The organism is uncultured Meiothermus sp., assembly GCF_937863175.1.
Classification (GTDB): Bacteria; Deinococcota; Deinococci; order Deinococcales; family Thermaceae; genus Meiothermus.
The window spans coordinates 1-5,131 of sequence record NZ_CALMCQ010000411.1 but is presented as its reverse complement, the minus strand read 5'-3'; the positions used below and the strand labels follow the sequence as shown (position 1 = coordinate 5,131).

Annotated in this window: 6 protein-coding genes; 3 read left to right on the top strand and 3 right to left on the bottom strand. The window is 59.3% G+C overall.

The genetic code is table 11. The features are described 5' to 3' along the window. From Q0288_RS15500 to Q0288_RS15490, 3 genes are all read left to right on the top strand, one after another. Positions 1-1,432, top strand: a 1,432-nt coding sequence (locus Q0288_RS15500) for an FAD-binding protein (protein WP_299432385.1), incomplete at its 5' end; no start/stop codon positions are given. Between the two features lies 1 nt (position 1,433). Further along, positions 1,434-2,204, top strand: coding sequence for a succinate dehydrogenase/fumarate reductase iron-sulfur subunit (locus Q0288_RS15495; protein ID WP_299432382.1), 771 nt, complete (start codon positions 1,434-1,436; stop codon positions 2,202-2,204). Positions 2,205-2,390: 186 nt separating this feature from the next. Continuing rightward, positions 2,391-3,482, top strand: a complete 1,092-nt coding sequence (locus tag Q0288_RS15490) for a sensor domain-containing diguanylate cyclase (RefSeq protein WP_299432379.1) — start codon at positions 2,391-2,393, stop codon at positions 3,480-3,482. A 58-nt stretch (positions 3,483-3,540) separates the two neighbouring features. Here Q0288_RS15490 and Q0288_RS15485 read toward each other — a convergent pair whose 3' ends face one another. The 3 genes from Q0288_RS15485 to Q0288_RS15475 form a co-directional block, all read right to left on the bottom strand. Continuing rightward, positions 3,541-4,470: a sodium:calcium antiporter gene (locus tag Q0288_RS15485; RefSeq protein ID WP_299432377.1), complete on the bottom strand. Its 930-nt coding sequence runs from the start codon at positions 4,468-4,470 to the stop codon at positions 3,541-3,543. Between the two features lie 142 nt (positions 4,471-4,612). Then, positions 4,613-4,816, bottom strand: coding sequence for a GDCCVxC domain-containing (seleno)protein (locus tag Q0288_RS15480; protein WP_299432374.1), 204 nt, complete (start codon positions 4,814-4,816; stop codon positions 4,613-4,615). Then, positions 4,813-5,131: aminomethyltransferase beta-barrel domain-containing protein (locus Q0288_RS15475; protein WP_366914788.1), on the bottom strand; the 319-nt coding region annotated here is incomplete at its 5' end. The genes Q0288_RS15475 and Q0288_RS15480, both read right to left, overlap by 4 nt.

Here is a 5,131-nt window from a genome sequence, read left to right as displayed (position 1 = left end):
CGACCGTACCGGCCTCGAGCTGATCCGTACCCTGCAAGACCATGCGGTGAAGGTGGGCATCGGCACCCACATGGAGACCACCATCTACCGCCTCCTGACCCAGGGCGGGGCGGTGGTCGGGGCCATGGGTTTCGACCGCCAGACCGGCGACTTCCTGGTCTTCCGGGCCAGGGCGGTGATTCTCGCTACCGGCGGCCTGGGCCGCATCTACGAAATTACTTCCAATTCCTGGGAGTGCACCGGCGACGGTTTCGCCCTTGCCAGCATGGTCGGGGCTGACCTGATTGACATGGAGTTTATCCAGTTCCACCCCACCGGCATGATCTGGCCCCCGGGCGTGATGGGGGTCTTGGTGACCGAAGGGGTGCGCGGCGAGGGCGGGGTGCTTAAGAACCGCGAAGGCAAGCGCTTCATGTTCGACAACGTGCCCGAGCGCTATAAAGGCGAGTTTGCCGAGAGCGAGGAAGAGGCCGAAAAGTGGCTGAATGGTGACCGCGCAGCCCGCCGTCCCCCGGAGCTGCTGACCCGCGATGTGGTGGCCAGGGCCATCCGCCGGGAGGTCAACGAGGGGCGGGGCAGCCCGCACGGCGGAGCCTTCCTCGATATTGCCAGCCGCCGTCCGGCCGACTACATCAAGAAAAAGCTCCCTAGCATGTACCACCAGTTCATGAAGCTGGCCAACCTCGACATCACCAAAGAACCCATGGAAGTGGGGCCGACCTGCCACTACATGATGGGTGGCGTCCGCGTTGACCCCGACTCTCAGGCCACCAGCGTCCCCGGCCTTTATGCTGCGGGCGAGGTGGCGGGCGGGTTGCACGGGGCCAACCGCCTGGGCGGGAACTCCCTCTCCGATCTGGTGGTTTTCGGTCGCCGGGCTGGCTTGGCCGCGGCAGAGTATGCAGCAGCCCAGGGTGGCTCCTACCAGGTAGACGAGGCCCAGATCCGGGCCTACATCGCCGAGGCCACCGCGCCCTTTTCCAATCCCCAGGGCGAGAACCCCTTTGCGCTGATGAAAGAACTCCGCACCACCATGCAAAAGAACGCTGGCATCATGCGCGAGGAGGGGGAGCTCAAAACCCAACTGGATCTTCTGACCAGCCTCAAGCAACGCGCCAAAAACACCTCCGCCACCGGAACCCGCGTCTACAACCCCGGCTGGCACACCGCCATTGACATCCAACTGATGGTCGAGATTGCCGAGGCGGTGGTGCTGGCGGCCCAGGCCCGTAAGGAGAGCCGGGGTGGGCACGCCCGCCTGGACTACCCCGACCCCGACAACACTTTCGCCAAACTCAACCACATCATCCGGCGCAGCAGCGATGGCACCCTCCGCGTGGTAGCCGATTCGCTGCCCGAGATGCCTGAAGACCGGCGCAAAATAGCCGAAGCCAAAGACCTCAAAGAACTCAGCGACAAGGTAGGAGCCTGAAATGCAGAACCTCAATTTCAAGGTATACCGGGGCGATAAGAGCGGCGGTGAGCTGAAAGATTACACCGTGGCGGTTGAGGAAGGGATGGTGGTGCTGGATGCCATCCACCAGATCCAGGCCGAGCAGGCCCCAGACCTGGCTTGTCGTTGGAACTGCAAGGCCGGGAAGTGCGGCTCCTGCGGGGCCGAGGTCAATGGTAAGCCCACCCTGATGTGCATGACCCGCCTGGACTCCATTGACACCTCCAGGCCCATCACGGTGCGGCCCATGAAGACCTTCCCGTTGATCCGTGATTTGGCCACCGATGTGAAGTGGAACTACGAAGCCAACAAGAAGATCAAGCCCTTCACCCCGGCCCCCAACACCGACTGGATCATGATGCAGGAGGACGTGGACCGGGTGCAGGAGTTCAGGAAGTGCATCGAATGCTTCCTCTGCCAGAATGTTTGTCACGTACTGCGTGACCACGACGAGAAGACCGGCTTTATTGGGCCGCGCTTCCTGGTACGCACTGCAAGCCTGGAAATGCACCCCCTCGATACCGCCAGCCGCCTCGAGATGCTCAAAAACGAGGGCGGCATCGGTTACTGCAATATCACCAAGTGCTGCACCGAGGTCTGCCCCGAACACATCCACATCACCGACAACGCCATCATCCCGCTCAAGGAGCGGGTGGTGGACGAGTACTACGATCCGGTTTGGAGTTTCTTCCGGCGCTTGTTCGGTAGTAAAAAGCGTACGGAGAGCTCCGGGTCGGCGGCTGACGATTGAATAACCCTCACCCCAGCCCTCTCCTCGGCGCATTACGCTCACGGGAGAGGGGTTTTTGTTATGCTGAAGATGGAACCCCAGGCCCAAAAAATGGTTTTGCCAAGCCGAACCGATCCATTGCTTTCGTAGGCGCACTTGGGCAATTTGCGAAACATCGGAATTGTTGCAAAATGAGAGCGAAGCTTTATGCCGCCGCAACCAATCCTCGATGACGTGGACTCTACCGCTCCCCTGCGGGCCACGGCCTACTTTTTTATCCTGCCGGTGGTGGTGTGGGCCGTGCTTTTTGCCTGGCTACAGCTGGATATCCCCAACGAGGAAACTTTTTACGAGAAATACTCTTTGCTGATCATGGCGGTCTGGCTAGGACTGTGCTGGGTCGGGCTGTTGCTCCCCAAATGGGTGCATTTTCATACGGTTGAGCGTGGGGTCTTCTGGAGCGCTGCGCTGCTGATGGTACTCAACATCTACTACAACCTGCTAGCCCTGAGCAGCGAGGGGCTGTGGAATTCCTCGCTGTGGATAGCGGTGGTGTTCGTGATGGCCTACTTCGTGTTTGCGCCGCGCCTGGCCTGGTTGGTTTCGCTGGGGATTTTTTCGGCTTTTGTGTTGGCGGGCCTGCTGGCCCTGATTCCCTCAGCGTTGCGGGCCATTCCCTTCGACCAGAACTCGGTGGTGCAACTTTACGTCTCGCAGTTGAGCTATCTGGTGCTGTTCCGGCTGCTAGTACTCTCCAAGGAGCACTCCATGCGGGTGCGCCTCGAGGCGGCTAAACTCTACGGGCTTGCCCATACCGATCCCCTTACCAGCATAGCCAACCGTCGCTCGATCATGGAGGCGCTGCGCCAGGCCCTCGAGCAAAACCAGAGAACCGAACAACCGCTCTCGCTGGTGCTCTTGGATCTCGACCGCTTTAAGCAGATCAACGACCAGTATGGGCACGAGATGGGCGATAGAGTGCTAATTCACACGGCCCAGGTCTTGCAGCAAAACCTGCGCCAGAGCGACCTGTTGGGACGATGGGGTGGAGAGGAGTTTGTGCTGTTGCTACCCAACACCCCTATTCAGGAAGCCCATCAGCTATGTAAACGGCTCCAGAGGCTACTGGCCGAGAATCCCCTGGACAGCCTGCCACCGGTTTCGGCCAGCTTTGGACTGGCTACAGCCGTTTCTGGGGATACGCCTGATTACCTGGTCTCGAGGGCCGATACCGCCATGTACCTTTCCAAACAGGCCGGGGGCAATCGGGTAGAAGTTGCCAACCAGGTATCTCCGTAGGCGCACCGGAACCAGCCCCCGAACGCCTGCGGGAACGGAGTCCGACCACATGCAAGGTTCAGGCCAGTCCGCTCACCTCGAGGATAAACAACACGTACATCACCAAAAACAGCATACCCTCCCAGTTGGAGATGCGGCGATCCTGCACCAACAAATAAAACAAGAACGATGAGCCCACCATAAAAGGTAACGCAAACCCCGTTAGTTCGGGAGGCACCTTAACCGTACCGTAGACGGCCCCCGCACCCACCACCACAAGTGCATTGAACACACAAGAGCCTAGGATGTTGCCCACCGCTAAGGAGGTTTTGCCCTGCCGTGCCGCAGTGATGCTGACCACCAACTCAGGCAAGGTCGTGCCCAACGCCAGAATCGTCACCGCCACAATGGCCGTTGGAACACCCAGGCTGGTTGCCAGACCCTGGAGACTGCTCACTGTCCAATCCGCCCCAAAGTAAATCCCCACCGCACTAAGTACCACGATGAGCAAGTCGCGCATGGCTATGGGTGACTTTGTTTCGCCGTTTTGCCCGCTGCTGCCTTCCCTTAGCAAATAAACCACATATACCCCGTAGACAGCCAGCAAACAGAGTCCTTCCACCCGGCCCACAACCCCGTCAAACATCACCACACCCAGCACGAAGGATGAGCCCACCAGAAAGTGCAGATCAATGGCGATGTAGTTCTCACCCACATACACCGGGCGCAATACCGAAAAAACCGTACTCACCCCAAGAATCAAAAGCAAATTGGAAACGTTGGCCCCAAGTACGTTGCCACTCATAATTTCCGAGACCCCCTGGCTGACCGAGATCAGCCCAGAAACCAACTCCGGTAGCGAGGTACCTACCCCCACAATCACCACGCCAACCATGAAAGTGGACATTCCCAGGGCCAGCCCAATGCGCTCTGCAGCCCCAGTAAAAAGGCGAGCAGCAGTCAGCAGCAAGGCCAGGCTTCCAACAAAGGCCAGGAATAATAACAACACGGGTGCTCCTGCACAGCACCATACCCAAAAATCTATCCCTGGCGCAATGGATTGGGTCGCAGTCAGCATGCCTGTTTAAGGTTCAGGATCGAAAATCGAAGGCCAGCAGAAACAACAATGGGATCTCTGTGGCTACCAAGGGCTACTTACGCCTCGAGCCGGTTTGCTGCTTGGGTGGACACGGCACGTCACCGTAGCTGCAGAACACACAGCAATCACCTGGCCTAGGTCTTATCCAGAATCCGCAGCTGGAACAAACATAAAAGTGCTGACAGGCATCCGTGGGCATGGTCAGGGTCTCATGCTGGCCGCAAGAGGGGCAGGTAAGGGTGGAGATGAGCGTCATACCGCCTGGAGGGCCAGGGTCTCCCGTGCGTTGTGCAGCGGCCTGGCAATAAAGCCCCCGCCCAGCAGCCGGTTGCCCTGATAGAAGACCGCCGACTGCCCAGGGGTGACCGCAAACTGCGGTTGATCAAGCCTGATTACCGTTCGACCTGGGGTCATCTCCTCTACCCTGGCGGACACCGGCCTGGTGCGGTAGCGCACCTGCACCTCCAAGCGCTCCGGCAAATCCTGCGGTTCGACCAGCAGGTTGGTCTCGCGGGTTTCCAGGCCGCCCCACAAGCAGGCTTCTTTTGGCCCCACGATCACTTCATTGGTG